14 protein-coding genes, 11 tRNA genes and 1 rRNA gene are annotated in these 12,800 nt (G+C 38.8%); 25 read left to right on the plus strand and 1 reads right to left on the minus strand.

From position 1 onward, the window contains the following. The first annotated feature begins 349 nt into the window (after positions 1-349). From alr to ACFSCX_RS14165, 12 genes are all read left to right on the plus strand, one after another. Positions 350-1,507 carry an alanine racemase gene (gene alr, locus ACFSCX_RS14110; protein WP_377928910.1) on the plus strand — a complete coding sequence of 386 codons (1,158 nt, stop codon included), beginning with the start codon at positions 350-352 and terminating at the stop codon, positions 1,505-1,507. Between the two features lie 311 nt (positions 1,508-1,818). Continuing rightward, positions 1,819-2,109, plus strand: a complete 291-nt coding sequence (locus ACFSCX_RS14115; protein ID WP_377928894.1) for a CopG family ribbon-helix-helix protein — start codon at positions 1,819-1,821, stop codon at positions 2,107-2,109. 4 nt (positions 2,110-2,113) lie between these two features. Then, positions 2,114-2,464: a type II toxin-antitoxin system endoribonuclease NdoA gene (gene ndoA / locus ACFSCX_RS14120; RefSeq protein ID WP_377928895.1), complete on the plus strand. Its 351-nt coding sequence runs from the start codon at positions 2,114-2,116 to the stop codon at positions 2,462-2,464. A gap of 558 nt (positions 2,465-3,022) precedes the next feature. Continuing rightward, complete coding sequence (locus ACFSCX_RS14125) at positions 3,023-3,877, plus strand: RsbT co-antagonist protein RsbRA (RefSeq protein ID WP_377928896.1); 855 nt, start codon at positions 3,023-3,025, stop codon at positions 3,875-3,877. Beyond that, entirely contained in the window at positions 3,858-4,214 is a 357-nt protein-coding gene (locus ACFSCX_RS14130; protein WP_377928897.1) for an STAS domain-containing protein, read from the plus strand. Before ACFSCX_RS14125 ends, ACFSCX_RS14130 begins: the two co-directional genes overlap by 20 nt. Positions 4,215-4,216: 2 nt before the next feature. Next, positions 4,217-4,618, plus strand: a complete 402-nt coding sequence (locus tag ACFSCX_RS14135) for an anti-sigma regulatory factor (protein ID WP_377928898.1) — start codon at positions 4,217-4,219, stop codon at positions 4,616-4,618. Positions 4,619-4,709: 91 nt separating this feature from the next. Next, complete coding sequence (locus ACFSCX_RS14140; RefSeq protein ID WP_377928899.1) at positions 4,710-5,723, plus strand: PP2C family protein-serine/threonine phosphatase; 1,014 nt, start codon at positions 4,710-4,712, stop codon at positions 5,721-5,723. 61 nt (positions 5,724-5,784) lie between these two features. Then, positions 5,785-6,102: an STAS domain-containing protein gene (locus ACFSCX_RS14145; protein ID WP_377928900.1), complete on the plus strand. Its 318-nt coding sequence runs from the start codon at positions 5,785-5,787 to the stop codon at positions 6,100-6,102. A 3-nt stretch (positions 6,103-6,105) separates the two neighbouring features. After that, positions 6,106-6,591, plus strand: a complete 486-nt coding sequence (rsbW, locus tag ACFSCX_RS14150) for an anti-sigma B factor RsbW (RefSeq protein ID WP_377928901.1) — start codon at positions 6,106-6,108, stop codon at positions 6,589-6,591. After that, the gene (gene sigB, locus ACFSCX_RS14155; protein ID WP_377928902.1) at positions 6,557-7,348 is read left to right on the plus strand and encodes an RNA polymerase sigma factor SigB; all 792 of its coding nucleotides are present in this window, start codon (positions 6,557-6,559) and stop codon (positions 7,346-7,348) included. Before rsbW ends, sigB begins: the two co-directional genes overlap by 35 nt. Beyond that, entirely contained in the window at positions 7,345-7,944 is a 600-nt protein-coding gene (locus ACFSCX_RS14160; RefSeq protein WP_377928903.1) for a SpoIIE family protein phosphatase, read from the plus strand. The genes sigB and ACFSCX_RS14160 overlap by 4 nt, the downstream gene beginning before the upstream one ends. A gap of 66 nt (positions 7,945-8,010) precedes the next feature. Next, positions 8,011-10,191, plus strand: a complete 2,181-nt coding sequence (locus tag ACFSCX_RS14165; RefSeq protein WP_377928904.1) for a Tex family protein — start codon at positions 8,011-8,013, stop codon at positions 10,189-10,191. Between the two features lie 23 nt (positions 10,192-10,214). Here ACFSCX_RS14165 and cmpA read toward each other — a convergent pair whose 3' ends face one another. Beyond that, entirely contained in the window at positions 10,215-10,328 is a 114-nt protein-coding gene (gene cmpA / locus ACFSCX_RS14170; protein ID WP_377928905.1) for a cortex morphogenetic protein CmpA, read from the minus strand. Positions 10,329-10,432: 104 nt separating this feature from the next. Here cmpA and ACFSCX_RS14175 point away from each other — a divergent pair, with 104 nt between their 5' ends. From ACFSCX_RS14175 to ACFSCX_RS14235, 13 genes are all read left to right on the plus strand, one after another. Then, positions 10,433-10,894: a SprT family protein gene (locus tag ACFSCX_RS14175; protein WP_377928906.1), complete on the plus strand. Its 462-nt coding sequence runs from the start codon at positions 10,433-10,435 to the stop codon at positions 10,892-10,894. A 248-nt stretch (positions 10,895-11,142) separates the two neighbouring features. Next, positions 11,143-11,217 (plus strand) — tRNA-Asn (locus ACFSCX_RS14180). Between the two features lie 5 nt (positions 11,218-11,222). Continuing rightward, positions 11,223-11,313, plus strand: a tRNA-Ser gene (locus tag ACFSCX_RS14185). A gap of 16 nt (positions 11,314-11,329) precedes the next feature. After that, positions 11,330-11,401, plus strand: a tRNA-Glu gene (locus ACFSCX_RS14190). 50 nt (positions 11,402-11,451) lie between these two features. Continuing rightward, positions 11,452-11,527 (plus strand) — tRNA-Val (locus ACFSCX_RS14195). Positions 11,528-11,551: 24 nt separating this feature from the next. Then, a tRNA-Asp gene (locus tag ACFSCX_RS14200) sits at positions 11,552-11,627 on the plus strand. 7 nt (positions 11,628-11,634) lie between these two features. Then, a tRNA-Gln gene (locus ACFSCX_RS14205) sits at positions 11,635-11,709 on the plus strand. A 28-nt stretch (positions 11,710-11,737) separates the two neighbouring features. After that, a tRNA-Leu gene (locus ACFSCX_RS14210) sits at positions 11,738-11,822 on the plus strand. A gap of 73 nt (positions 11,823-11,895) precedes the next feature. Next, positions 11,896-11,981: transfer RNA gene (locus ACFSCX_RS14215), tRNA-Leu, on the plus strand. A gap of 63 nt (positions 11,982-12,044) precedes the next feature. Then, a tRNA-Arg gene (locus tag ACFSCX_RS14220) sits at positions 12,045-12,121 on the plus strand. A gap of 9 nt (positions 12,122-12,130) precedes the next feature. Next, positions 12,131-12,207, plus strand: a tRNA-Pro gene (locus tag ACFSCX_RS14225). Positions 12,208-12,226: 19 nt separating this feature from the next. Further along, positions 12,227-12,300 (plus strand) — tRNA-Gly (locus ACFSCX_RS14230). A 213-nt stretch (positions 12,301-12,513) separates the two neighbouring features. Continuing rightward, positions 12,514-12,800 (plus strand): 16S ribosomal RNA (locus tag ACFSCX_RS14235); the annotation flags it as partial.

Genomic DNA, 12,800 nt, shown 5'->3' on the forward strand with positions numbered 1-12,800 from the left:
CAACGGGATAAAATAATTTGAATGACTGAAGCTTAGACCCAGCTGCTATAGCCTGGGTCTTTTCGTTGATAGTAGAAACTTTCAATTATGGGTTTGGTTTCCTTTTTGCTAGGCTAGACAAATTGAATAGGGAACTAGGGTTCTGGAAATACGCATAGCATTGTTACTAAAAAATGGATTCAATTGGTTATAATACTTGCCTATATTTATGGTACAATATATCCTTCCCATTTGTATGGAAGACAGCATCTAAAATGAGCTTAATCCTTATTGACATGAAAAACCATGTGTTTGATAATCAAATTACTAGGAAGTTCCAATTGAACGTAAGGAAGTGTTCTATTTGAAAATTGCCCCTTTTTACCGTGACACATGGGTGGAAGTACAGTTAGATCATATTTATGAAAATGTAAAATCGATGAGAGAGTATTTACCTGTAGAAACTCACATTATGGCTGTAGTCAAGGCTAACGCCTACGGACATGGAGCGTTTCAAGTAGCAAAAACAGCATTACAGGCTGGGGCCTCTTTTTTAGCCGTTGCTTTTTTGGATGAAGCACTTTCGTTACGAAAGAAAGGAATTAACGTGCGGATTTTAGTACTTGGTGCAATAAGACACGAGGATGCTATACTAGCAGCTGAGCACGACATTACGGTGACGGTGTATCAAAAGGAATGGCTTCTACGAGCATTAAAAAATCATTCATTCCGAAAAAAATTGCGGATTCACCTTAAGGTTGATACGGGGATGGGCCGACTCGGGATTAAAGAGTTTACTGAATTAAACGAAATTATTGAATTAATTCAGCATGAGGAAAATATAGATATTGATGGTGTTTATACTCACTTTGCAACCGCAGATGAAGTGAATACGGACTATTTTGATAGGCAGTATGGAACATTTTTAGAAGCGTTAGCTATTTTGAACGCTCATCAAGTGGATATTCCTCATATTCATTGCGGGAATAGTGCCGCCGGCTTAAGGTTTCCGACTAAGGTTTTTAATGTTGTTCGAATGGGAATCGCGATGTATGGCCTATCACCTTCTGAGGAAATTAATGGATTATTGCCTTTCACTTTAAAGGAAGCCTTCTCCCTTCATAGTCGTCTTATTCACGTTAAGAAATTGCAGCCAGGGGATAAGGTGAGCTATGGGGCGACGTATACAGCGGAAGAGGAAGAATGGATTGGGACAATTCCAGTTGGATATGCAGATGGATGGATAAGGCGTTTAAAGAATCGAGAGGTTATTGTGGAAGGGCAACGTGTACCAATTATTGGCCGCATATGTATGGATCAGTTTATGGTAAAATTGCCAGGCCCTATGGAATTAGGTTCTAAAGTAACCCTTATTGGAAGTCAAGGAAATGAGGTTATTCCGATTGACGAAATCGCAAGGGAATTAGAGACAATTAACTATGAAATACCTTGTATGATTAGTTTTCGGGTGCCAAGAATCTATATCCAATCAGATCAAATCGTTGAGGTAGAAAACCATCTTAATTAATATCAATCATTGATTTATCTTACGAAAGTCTATCGATGAGGTATAGGAATGAAGAAAAAATAGAAAGAATTTAACGAAAGCTGAATAAAATCTAGTGTATAAAGTAGATAATATGTTAGGATTTAAAGAACAGCTTTGCAAATTGGGCTATTTGGTGATATCATTAAGAATGGATTTAGTAATGTTTAATTGCTTTTTTACAATGTTTATTGTATTCAGGCTTCATCGTCCGGCCGCTTGACTAGCTTCAGTCATGGGTATGTGGCGCGCTGAGCCTTTTGCAATGTGTGTGTAGTTGATGGTGGAGGTGTATGTTTGTGTCCGATTCTAGCGCAACAACTACTGAAATTATTGTGAGATTACCTCAACAATTAATCAGTGAATTAGACGGCATTATCAAACAGGAAAATGGCAGTCATAGCGACATCATTTATCAAGCGACAAAAATGTATCTTCGTGAAAGAAAAAAGCGTCATATTCGTGAATCAATGAGACGTGGTTATATGGAAATGGCGAAAATCAACTTGGGTATTGCATCAGAAGCATTTCTTGCTGAAGAAGAAGCAGATCACACCGTCGAACGCCTAGTTAGCGGGGGGTAATCCTTTGATTGTTAAACGTGGCGACGTTTATTTTGCAGACCTTTCCCCAGTTGTTGGATCGGAACAAGGGGGAGTACGTCCTGTCCTTGTCTTACAAAACGATATAGGGAATCGGTTTAGTCCCACAGTTATTGTAGCTGCAATAACTGCACAAATCCAAAAAGCAAAGCTTCCAACTCATGTGGAGATTGATGCAAAGCGATATGGATTTGAGCGCGATTCTGTCATTTTATTAGAACAAATCCGTACAATAGATAAGCAAAGGTTGACGGACAAAATTACACATTTAGATGATGAAATGATGGAGAAAGTAGATGAAGCCTTACAGATAAGTCTTGGACTCATCGATTTTTAATCTTATTAGATCAAGCTGCCTAGATAGAAATCTAGGCAGCTTTTTTAATTAGTTTAGAAAGTATAAGTTTCTGGTGTCTAGTTTATACAATGTTATGCTAAATCCGGCTCCAGCACCCAGCCAAGGGGAAATCGATGATCTTTGTCATTTCATCCTACTCGAGGTCAGATATAGTGAAACTTCAATCATCGATTTTTTCTGATGGTAAGTTGAACCACCAATCGGACTCCAACTGGCGGTTTTGTTTTTACCGCCAGTTGGAGTGGGGTAACCCTAAATGAGTAAAAGGGGAAGAGCGCCCTTTATCTCATTTAGGGTTATATGTTCTGTCTGAGGTTAAACGGGGAGGTTGCGCCATGTATTCTATTTTAAATATTTGTAATATTTGGAAAATGAAAACTTATAAATTGAAACAATGGTTGTTCAATGAAATAATAGAATGAGATACTTTTTTGCTTTTGGTCGTTTTAAGGATCCTTATGAGTAGAGAGAGGTAATTGCGCTCTCCTTAAAAATGCAAAAGCAGCCGAGGGAAAACATACTAAGGGGGAGGAACGTATGGATACTTATATCTTAACGCTTATACGTGATAACCAGGAGGAGATTGTAAATCGCTGGCTAGAGGAAGTAAGGTCGGTTAGTAAAGACAAAAGTTTAAGAGTGGTATCAGACCAATTATTTTTAAACATTAGTAGAGAATTTATTCATCTAATCATTAATAATATTGAAATTACAAATGATAATTTGACAAACGCTTTAGATGATTTTTCAGAGAAAATCATTAAACTAGGCTGGCCGTTAAGTTTTGTAACAGAAGGGTTGCAATTGTTTAGAGGAATCGCATTAGATTGGCTCATTGAAAGAGAAGTTGAAGCAAGTGGACAACTAAATGCGATGAAAAAAGTAAATGAGTGGATTGATCCAATCGTCAATCATATGGTAAGTACATATTCTGGGTCTTGGGAACACACTGTTGCCCTGCAAAAGGTTGCTCTGCAGGAACTTTCGGCACCGTTAATCCCTGTTTTCGATAAAATTACGATTATGCCGTTAATTGGAACGATAGATACAGATCGAGCAAAAAAAATAATGGAAAATTTACTATCTGGAGTCGTAAAACATCGTTCTGAAGTCGTATTAATTGATATAACTGGTGTGCCAGTCGTAGATACGATGGTAGCGCATCATATCATACAAGCTGCAGAAGCGGTTCGATTAGTTGGAACAAAATGTTTACTAGTCGGTATCCGTCCTGAGATCGCACAAACAATCGTTAATTTAGGTATAGATTTGAGTCATATTATCACGAAAAACTCCCTTAAAAAGGGCTTAGAGGAAGCGTTGCTATTAACAGATAAGAAAATTGTCTCAGCGATCATGGGGGAAAAACAAAATGAAAATTCCTATTCTTAAGCTTGGTGGATACTTACTTGTAACGATACAGTGGGAATTAGATGATCAAACAGCCATTCAATTCCAAGAGGATTTATTGAAGAAAATCCATGAAACTGGTGCAAAGGGAATTGTTATTGACTTAACATCGGTTGAAATTATTGATTCTTTTATTGCGAAAGTTATTGGTGATGTCGTAAATATGTCAAATCTTATGGGAGCCAAAGTCGTGCTTACTGGAATTCAACCAGCTGTTGCCATTACACTAATTGACTTAGGAATTCACTTAAACAATGTCCCAACAGCTCTAGACTTAGAGAAAGGTCTTGAGAAACTTCAGCAAGAATTGGGGGAATAGGGATGGATATCCAATCCTGCGTTAAAATTGTTTCAGAATGGGACATCGTTGCTGCTCGGCAGACAGGTCGTGATATTGCAAAGACAATGGGGTTTAGTAGTGTAGACCAAGCAAGAATTGCGACAGCTATCTCAGAATTAGCGCGAAATATATACTTGTATGCTGAAAAAGGGAGCGTTTGTATTGATCAGCTTATCGCTCCTGATCAAAAAGGGCTTAAGGTTACGGCTTCTGACGAAGGTCCTGGAATATCAGACATTCGAAGAGTAATGGAGGATGGGTACTCTTCTTCGGGGGGACTGGGTGCTGGTTTGCCGGGGGTGAAGAGATTGATGGATGACTTCGCAATAGAATCTGAAGTAGGAAAAGGGACAGAAATCATTGCAATAAAGTGGTTACGTTAAACAACCGATTTTTTTCGAATGAACAGTCAGAGATTGGCATATATCCTTGAGAGTACAGTTTCTTCAAAGGAAGGACAAAGGGGAGAAGGATATGGAAGAACAACAGGCAATACTTAATAAATATGAAGAGCTGCTTTTACGCTACATGCAAAACTCAAATGAACAACTTTTATACCGAGGTCAGAAGTTTAGTAGACAATCTATTGAGAATGATGTAACTCCTGAAGAAATTGTCTCGATACATAAATCTGTACTTCACAAGCTGTATCCCGATATTCCAGATAAAATTTTAGACTCCTTTGATTTGTTGTTAGAGGTCATGATTGGGTATGGACTCTTGTACCGTGAACATCAAATATTACGGAATCAACAACAAGAAATAAAGAGTGAAATGGAAATTGCTGCAAATGTTCAACATACCTTACTTGGATCTGAAGTGCCATCTGTTAAGGGTTTGGATATTGGAGCAATTACTGTTCCGGCGAGACAAATGAATGGAGATTACTTCCAATTCGTTGAGGATGATAACGGCTGTGTTAGTGTTGCTGTTGCAGATGTCATTGGCAAAGGGATGCCTGCTGCCTTGTGTATGTCCATGATTAAATACGCAATGGACAGTTTACCAGAGTCTAGGAACAATCCAGGATTTGTGTTGGAAAATTTAAATCGTGTTGTGGAACAAAATGTTGATTCAACTATGTTTATCACAATGTTCTATGGGATTTATAACACGGAAACACATGAGTTTTATTTCTCGTCTGCAGGGCATGAGCCAGGATTTTTTTACTCGTCAATGGATGAAACGTTTTATGATATTGAGACGACGGGCCTTGTTCTTGGCGTAGACCGATATGCGAAGTATAAGGAATATCGGAAGACAATAGCGGAAAATGACCTTATTATTCTTCTTTCCGATGGAGTTACAGAATCCAGATCGCAGGAAGGATTTATAGAGAGGCAAGGAATTATTAGGTTAATTGAACAATATATTCATTTACCTGCTCAACAGATTGTCGATAACGTCTATAAAGAATTAGAGAAAATCCAGGACTTTGAACTAAAGGATGATTTTACTCTAATCATTTTAAGACGAAAAGGTTTATGAGCAATTGTAAGCGGGTAAATAACTTTTGAATGACACTTATTTTTGGTAGGGGAGTGGAGAGATGAATCTACAGATCGATATAAAAAAAAGCGAGAGTATAAATACCGTAGTTGTAAAAGGAGAAATAGATGCATATACAGCTCCTCAATTAAAGGGACAATTGGATGATATCCTTTTAGAGGAAGAAATTCAATTGATAATTGATCTACATGGAGTTTCTTATATTGATAGCACCGGACTTGGTGTTTTAGTGAGTGCGCTTAAAATAACTAGGCAAACAGGAGGAAGTCTGAAGTTAACGGGTGTTAACGATAGGATTAACAGACTCCTTAAAATAACTGGTTTACACGAAATCATGGATATTTCTGGGGGGGAGTAATAAATGGAGCAGCCTTTTGATTACATCGAGATGAAAATTCCTGCCAAACCAGAGTATGTAGGTGTTATGAGACTAACCTTATCAGGGATAGCAAGTAGAATGGGCTTTACGTATGAGGATATAGAAGATTTAAAAGTAGCAGCATCAGAGGCTTGTACAAATGCAGTTCACCATGCTTATGACGATAATGAAGGTGGAGAAGTTACGATAGGTTTTGGTGTGTATGAAAATCAGCTGGAAGTAATGGTTTCGGATAGTGGGAAAAGCTTTAATGTTCAGGAAATGAAGAAAACCTTAGGACCTTATAACAGTTTAACAACAATTGATGAAATGAATGAAGGAGGTCTCGGACTTTTTTTAATTGAAACACTTATGGATGATGTGAAAATACAAAGTCTCTCAGGCGTTACTGTGTTAATGACGAAGTATCTTCATAGAGAGCGGGTGGATCATGGTGAGCAGTCAATCACAACCAACCATTCCGAATAAAGATATTAACTCGTTAATTCAAGAATTCCAACAAACGAATGATGAAGAAATACAAGTATTCCTGGTCAAAAAGTATAAAGCTCTTGTAGAATCATTAGCACATAAATATTCACGAGGACGTTCCATGCATGAAGATTTAGTCCAAGTCGGGATGCTCGGATTGCTAGGTGCCATTAGAAGATATGATTCTGAGGTAGGGAGAGGCTTTGAAGCTTATGCAGTTCCTACTATCATTGGAGAAATAAAACGATTCTTGAGAGATAAGACGTGGAGTGTACATGTTCCAAGAAGAATAAAAGAGCTTGGTCCAAAGATAAAAGCTACGGTCGAAACATTAACAAACGATCTAGGTCGCTCTCCTAAAGTTTACGAGATTGCACATTATTTAGAGGTGACAGAGGAAGAGGTCCTTGAAACGATGGAAATGGGGAGAAACTATCATGCTTTATCGGTCGATCACTCTATTGAAGCGGACACGGACGGAAGTACTGTTACCCTTTTAGATATGATAGGAACACAAGATGCAGGCTTTGAGTTAGTTAATCAAAAAATGGATCTGGAGAAATCATTACATGTTCTTACTGAAAGAGAGAAATCTGTTATTCATTACACCTTTATGGAGAATATGAGTCAAAAAGAAACGGGAGAGAAATTAGGTATATCCCAAATGCATGTATCAAGGCTACAAAGGCGAGCCATTGACAAATTAAGAAAAGCGACAAAACATGATTCAAATAATTCGGAGTGTATAACATGACAGATGAAATTGTGACAGAACATCTTGAGCTTTATTTATATCAAGCTGCTAAAAAAGGAAAAACGTGTTGTGGTGATAGTTATATTACAATCATGAAGGATGAGTATGCCCTCTTGGCTTTGGCTGATGGATTAGGTAGTGGAGAGCAAGCGAAGGATTCCTCGTCCGTGGTGACATCTATAATAGCGGACTATCATGACGAGGATGTGCATTCTCTATTAAAGAGATGCAACAACTCTCTTAGACACAAACGAGGCGCAGCTGTTGCAATTGCAAAAATATACTATCGTACACAAGAAATTGTATATGCATGTGTAGGAAACATTCGATTTCTTACTATTACTCCGTCTGGGAAATTGAATTACCCCCTTCCTAAGGTTGGATATCTTTCAGGTAAACCCCAAACCTTTCTCATTCAAAGATTCAACTACGTGCCTAATTCTGTCTTTTTAATGAATACAGATGGCATCCGCTCATACTCGAGTAAAGACATAATCAGATATCAATTCGGGATTCAAAATATGATTGAAGAATTTGAAAGTTTAAATACATTTGAAGATGATGCAACTGTTCTCGTTGGGAAGTTTAAACAATAAGAAACGTGAGTTTGTCTTAAAGTTTTGTTAGAATAGATACATTCCAAATTAACTAGGAGTGAATCTATGGAATCTGTAGCAAATAAGCAAAACGATATCATTAAAGCGATTTCGTCACAATTAAACATAAAAACAAAACAGGTACAAAATGTTATTGAACTATTAGAACAGGATAATACTGTACCGTTTATTGCGCGATATAGGAAAGAAATGACTGGTGCTTTAGATGAAGTAGAAATTAGAAGTATTCAAGAGCAGTGGCAATACTTGCAGAACTTGGAAAAACGAAAGGAAGAAGTAATAAGGCTGATAGATGAGCAAGGAAAATTATCCCCTGAATTACAAACTTCTATTTTGAATGCAGCAAAACTTCAAACCATTGAAGATTTATATCGACCTTATAAGCAGAAGAGACGCACAAAGGCAACCGTTGCTAAAGAGAAAGGCTTAGAGCCGCTTGCTTTATGGATACTGGATCAGCCGCCTGGAGATATAATTGAGGAGGCTAAGAGATATTTATCAGAAGAACATGAAATCTTAGCAACTGAAGAGGCATTGCAAGGAGCACAAGATATTATTGCAGAGATTATTTCGGACGAGCCTTCTTATCGAGAATGGATAAGAACCACTACCTATCAAAAAGGGAAAATTGTGACGTCTGTTAAGGATGAAGAGAAGGATGAGAAGAGAATCTTTGAAATGTATTATGAATATGAAGAGCCTATTAGTAAGGCAGCTCCACACCGTATTCTAGCCATGAACCGGGGAGAAAAAGAGGAAGTGTTAAAGGTATCACTAGATGCACCCTCTGATTTGGTTGTTAAGCATATTACAGATAAGGTAATAGGTAAAAAGCACTCTCCAGCTAACGATTACATAAAAATTGCGATTGAGGATGGTTATAAACGACTCATCCAGCCTTCGATTGAGCGTGAAATTAGGAAGGAGTTAACAGAAAAGGCTGAGGAACAGGCTATACATATCTTCTCTGAAAACTTGAGAAACCTCTTGTTGCAACCACCATTAAAGGGAAAAACCGTCTTAGGAGTCGATCCAGCCTATCGAACTGGTTGCAAATTAGCGGTTGTTGATGAAACAGGTAAAGTTCTGCATATCGATGTAATTTATCCACATCCACCTGTTTCCAAGATGGATGACGCAAAGAAAAAAATACTCGACATTCTAAGTAAATATCCTATTGAAATGATTGCGGTTGGAAATGGTACTGCATCCAGAGAAACTGAACAGTTTGTGGCAGGTATGATTAAGGAATTAGAAAGAGACATTTACTATCTTATTGTTAATGAAGCGGGAGCGAGTGTGTATTCAGCTTCTGATATAGCAAGAGAGGAATTTCCTAATCTGCAAGTGGAGGAAAGAAGTGCCATCTCTATCGCACGTCGTTTGCAGGACCCTCTAGCTGAACTTGTAAAAATCGATCCGAAATCAGTAGGTGTTGGACAATATCAACATGACGTAACACAGAAAAAGCTAAATGACTCTTTAACATTCGTAGTTGAAATGGTTGTGAACCAAGTGGGTGTTAATGTCAACACTGCTTCTTCTTCATTACTTCAATATGTAGCAGGCTTAAGCAAGACAGTAGCTAATAACATTGTGAAGAAAAGAGATGAAAAAGGAAGATTTTTAAGTCGCGCTGATTTAAAAGCCATTCCAAGACTTGGAGCGAAAACGTATGAACAATGTATTGGGTTTTTACGAATTGTAGAGGGAGAAAATCCGTTAGATCGGACATCCATACACCCTGAAAATTATGGTGTTGTAAGCAATCTATTGAACAAGCTTGATTCGAATATAGAAGAATTGGGAAGTGCTGAGTTAAAAGGAAAGCTTCAATCCATTGACGTAAATCGTTTATCCGAAGAATTAAATGTTGGGGCAATTACTTTACAGGATATAGTAGAAGCACTTGCTAGACCTGAACGCGATCCTCGTGATGAACTACCAAAACCATTGTTAAAGAAGGACATTTTAAAGCTTGAAGATTTAGTAAAAGGAATGGAATTAGAAGGTACGGTTAGAAATGTTGTCGATTTCGGTGCATTTGTTGATATAGGTGTGAAGCAGGATGGACTTGTCCATATTTCAAAATTGAGTAAGAATTTTGTTAAGCATCCACTAGATATCGTATCCGTTGGGGATGTTGTGACCGTTTGGGTTGATGACGTAGATCTAAAAAAGGGTAGAGTAGCATTAACGATGCTACCACCAGAAGTGCAAATATAATTCTCAAAAAGAAGCACTGCTAATTAGGAGCAGTGTTTTTTTCTATAAAAATACCAGCATTGATTAAGTAATTTAATTTGATAGCGATTTTTCTCATAAAATGCACGTGTCATTTGATTTTTTAACCATACAGGCATTGCCCTAACCTCCTTTATTTGTATAATGAAGGATGTATGTTACATTAATATGTTTATATTCCTAAAAATGTGCTTTTATCATATGTGAATGGTGGTGAAATTGCATGACAGATGAACAGCTCCAACAAATAGTTGAAGAAATTTCACTAACGTTTTTTGGTATGCCTTTTCTTCACAAAGCCATCTTTAATAATCGATTACGAACAACTGGTGGGAGATATTTATTGAACTCCCATAACATTGAAGTAAATTATAAGTACTATGAAGAACTAGGATTAAAAGAGCTGGTTGGAATCATAAAACACGAGCTCTGTCACTATCATCTTCATATAATGGGAAAAGGATACAAGCATGGTGATGATGATTTCAAACAACTCCTCATTAAAGTAGATGCTCCTAGATATTGTCAGGCTTTGGAGTCCGTTAAAAGAAAAAGACAATCCACATTCCGTGTATATCATTGTGAAAAATGTGGACAGCTTTACAAAAGAAAAAGAAGAATTAACACGTCACGATATGTATGTGGAAAATGTAGCGGAAGACTTAAGGAAGTCCTTCCAAAATAGTCTTGACTGAAAAAAATAGATATGATAAATTATAGAAACCGTCGCTCGGGAATATAATTATTTCGACGGTTTTTTACCAAGTATTACAAGGTTGACTTGAATATAAACCTGTTATATTATATTAAAGTCGCCACTGCAAAATAGCAGATAAGGCGTATCAATTGAGAGTCAACTTGAACAAGCATTCTGGAATTGGGACGCTCAGTTTCTATCAAAGTGGATAGCGTAATTGAATACCGTTATATTATTCCACCATAGCTCAGCGGTAGAGCATTCGGCTGTTAACCGAAGGGTCGTAGGTTCGAATCCTACTGGTGGAGCCATTTATGGGGAAGTACTCAAGTGGCTGAAGAGGCGCCCCTGCTAAGGGTGTAGGTCGTTAACGCGGCGCGAGGGTTCAAATCCCTCCTTCTCCGCCATAAATGTTTATATAATGGCCCATTGGTCAAGCGGTTAAGACACCGCCCTTTCACGGCGGTAACACGGGTTCGAATCCCGTATGGGTCACTTCTATAATGGAGAGAGAAATCTAATTTCTTTCTCCATTATTATCCTACGGAGGATTAGCTCAGCTGGGAGAGCACCTGCCTTACAAGCAGGGGGTCGGCGGTTCGATCCCGTCATCCTCCACCAGAGTATATGCATAACTAATGATAAGGTCCCGTGGTGTAGCGGTTAACATGCCTGCCTGTCACGCAGGAGATCGCGGGTTCGATTCCCGTCGGGACCGCCATTATTTTTGGGCTATAGCCAAGCGGTAAGGCAACGGACTTTGACTCCGTCATGCGTTGGTTCGAATCCAGCTAGCCCAGCCAATCTTTATATAATATTCATATGTGATTCGCGGATGTGGCGGAATTGGCAGACGCACCAGACTTAGGATCTGGCGCCTTACGGCGTGGGGGTTCGACTCCCTTCATCCGCACCAAAGTTTTTTCGCATAAGCGAATATTACTTTCATTAATATCACAATAGCGAATCATTTGTTTAGCTTTCCCAATGCGGTCGTGGCGGAACGGCAGACGCGCTAGCTTGAGGGGCTAGTGGGGGTATCCCCGTGGAGGTTCAAGTCCTCTCGGCCGCACCAAAAAATGGAACTTGCAATATCACAGTAGATGTTGTATTCTATAAAAACCGGCAAAAAATATTAGCGCCCGTAGCTCAATTGGATAGAGTGTTTGACTACGGATCAAAAGGTTAGGGGTTCGACTCCTCTCGGGCGCGCCAAATAGATTGCGGGAAGTGGCTCAGCTTGGTAGAGCACCTGGTTTGGGACCAGGGGGTCGCAGGTTCAAATCCTGTCTTCCCGACCATTCATAGAATAAGTTATTCGCGGGTGTAGTTTAATGGTAAAACCTCAGCCTTCCAAGCTGATGTCGTGAGTTCGATTCTCATCACCCGCTCCAATTTGTATTACTGGAAGAAACTTCTTGTTGAAAGTAAGCGAGAAAGATGATATACTAATTTTCTAGCAAGTAAGACAAGTTCTTTGAAAACTAAACAAAACGTCAAGCGTGTTGGTTTTATAAACCAACGAGGTTATTTCATAGTAAATAACCATCAATAATTTTAAAAATCTACTATTGTAGATTGTCGGTGTTTTTGAGCAATCAAACATCTTTTTGGAGAGTTTGATCCTGGCTCAGGACGAACGCTGGCGGCGTGCCTAATACATGCAAGTCGAGCGGAGTTTTAAAAGCTTGCTTTTGAAACTCAGCGGCGGACGGGTGAGTAACACGTGGGCAACCTGCCTGTAAGACTGGGATAACTTCGGGAAACCGGAGCTAATACCGGATAATATTAGAGACCTCATGGTCTCTGACTAAAAGATGGCGTCAAGCTATCACTTACAGATGGGCCCGCGGCGCATTAGCTAGTTGGTGAGGTAACGGCTCACCAAGGCGAC

It is taken from the genome of Bacillus salitolerans, assembly GCF_042680805.1.
GTDB lineage: Bacteria > Bacillota > Bacilli > Bacillales > SA4 > Bacillus_CJ > Bacillus_CJ salitolerans.

Bases quoted from the DNA above. Each gene is read 5' to 3' on its own strand.
- ACFSCX_RS14115 (WP_377928894.1), top strand. From the start codon at position 1,819: ATGTTTGTGTCCGATTCTAGCGCAACAACTACTGAAATTATTGTGAGA.
- ACFSCX_RS14125 (WP_377928896.1), top strand. From the start codon at position 3,023: ATGGATACTTATATCTTAACGCTTATACGTGATAACCAGGAGGAGATT.
- ACFSCX_RS14130 (WP_377928897.1), top strand. From the start codon at position 3,858: ATGAAAATTCCTATTCTTAAGCTTGGTGGATACTTACTTGTAACGATA.
- ACFSCX_RS14135 (WP_377928898.1), top strand. From the start codon at position 4,217: ATGGATATCCAATCCTGCGTTAAAATTGTTTCAGAATGGGACATCGTT.
- ACFSCX_RS14140 (WP_377928899.1), top strand. From the start codon at position 4,710: ATGGAAGAACAACAGGCAATACTTAATAAATATGAAGAGCTGCTTTTA.
- ACFSCX_RS14145 (WP_377928900.1), top strand. From the start codon at position 5,785: ATGAATCTACAGATCGATATAAAAAAAAGCGAGAGTATAAATACCGTA.
- rsbW (WP_377928901.1), top strand. From the start codon at position 6,106: ATGGAGCAGCCTTTTGATTACATCGAGATGAAAATTCCTGCCAAACCA.
- ACFSCX_RS14160 (WP_377928903.1), top strand. From the start codon at position 7,345: ATGACAGATGAAATTGTGACAGAACATCTTGAGCTTTATTTATATCAA.
- ACFSCX_RS14165 (WP_377928904.1), top strand. From the start codon at position 8,011: ATGGAATCTGTAGCAAATAAGCAAAACGATATCATTAAAGCGATTTCG.
- cmpA (WP_377928905.1), bottom strand. From the start codon at position 10,328: ATGCCTGTATGGTTAAAAAATCAAATGACACGTGCATTTTATGAGAAA.
- ACFSCX_RS14175 (WP_377928906.1), top strand. From the start codon at position 10,433: ATGACAGATGAACAGCTCCAACAAATAGTTGAAGAAATTTCACTAACG.